This is a genomic window from Brevundimonas sp. (genome assembly GCF_046293315.1).
Classification (GTDB): domain Bacteria; phylum Pseudomonadota; class Alphaproteobacteria; order Caulobacterales; family Caulobacteraceae; genus Brevundimonas.
Genome location: NZ_JBKBPF010000026.1, coordinates 1 through 939, shown reverse-complemented (window position 1 = coordinate 939; position 939 = coordinate 1). Strand labels below are relative to the sequence as shown.

Genomic DNA, 939 nt, shown 5'->3' with positions numbered 1-939 from the left:
CAGGCACGTACTGCGCGCACGCTTTGGCTGCGTCCAGTGCCGCTGACAGTGTTGCACAGGTGGTCGTTGTGCCCGGGGAGGTCAGAAAAATTGTACTGACGTTCAGCCACAATCCAATCTCCCCCACGACCGCCTCGGTGGAGCCCGCCGCATCCCCGGGCCAAGGTGCGTGCAGTGCGCTGCCGCTGTCGCCGCTGTCGCCGCTGTCGCCGCACGCCAGCTTTCCTGACGTGCCTGCCTCCCCTCCGCTCCCAGAGTCCGATGCTGAGGACGTCGACGAGAGCGATGAGGAGGAGAGTGGCAGCGGCAGCCAGGGCGAGCCCGCGCACGCACAGTCCAGCGATGGTCTGCACGGGCGCACGCTGCACAGCCATTACCGCGTGACGGGTACCATCACGCTGGAGGCATTCGAGGTGGGGCAGGAGGAGCGAACGGACCCGGTCGTCGACGCTGGCCTCGTCACGCCCGCCACAGAGCCGTCGCCTCCTGCGCCCGCGGCGGTGCTAGCCATTCCCTTCCGCGCGCGCGTGTGCCGCAGCGTGCTCCGGTGCGGCACGCGGCAGCTGGTGTTTGACGACTGCATTGCGGGCGCGTCGTATGTCAAGGCAAGCGCTGCCGCTACAGCTACCGTCATGCCAGCTGTGCCGCTCACATGCCACCGCCGCCGCCACCGCCGCCGCCACCGCCGCCGCCTCGCAGGAGCTGTCGGTGTGGAACCGGTCCGAGATCCCACTGTCGTTCCGCGTCGCGGTGCCGCCCACCGTGGTTCTGACATACGCCCTGGAAGATGAAGTGAAGCCAGGCGCCCGCCCGCTGGCCAGCGCTGCCGAGCCGTCTGCCTCGACGCGCAGCACCTCCGTGGGGGCCACGGTGCCGCCTGCCAGCAGCACAGACAGCCCGGCCGCATCGCCCGCCGCGCAGTCGGCGTCCGGCGTGGGG

The 939-nt window shown here is 70.3% G+C and carries 1 protein-coding gene; it reads left to right on the top strand.

Annotation, left to right across the window (positions count from 1 at the left end; all coding sequences use genetic code 11):
• Nucleotides 1–597: 597 nt before the first annotated feature.
• Nucleotides 598–939, top strand: a 342-nt coding sequence (locus tag ACK4SE_RS13815) for a hypothetical protein (RefSeq protein ID WP_409693860.1), incomplete at its 3' end; no start/stop codon positions are given.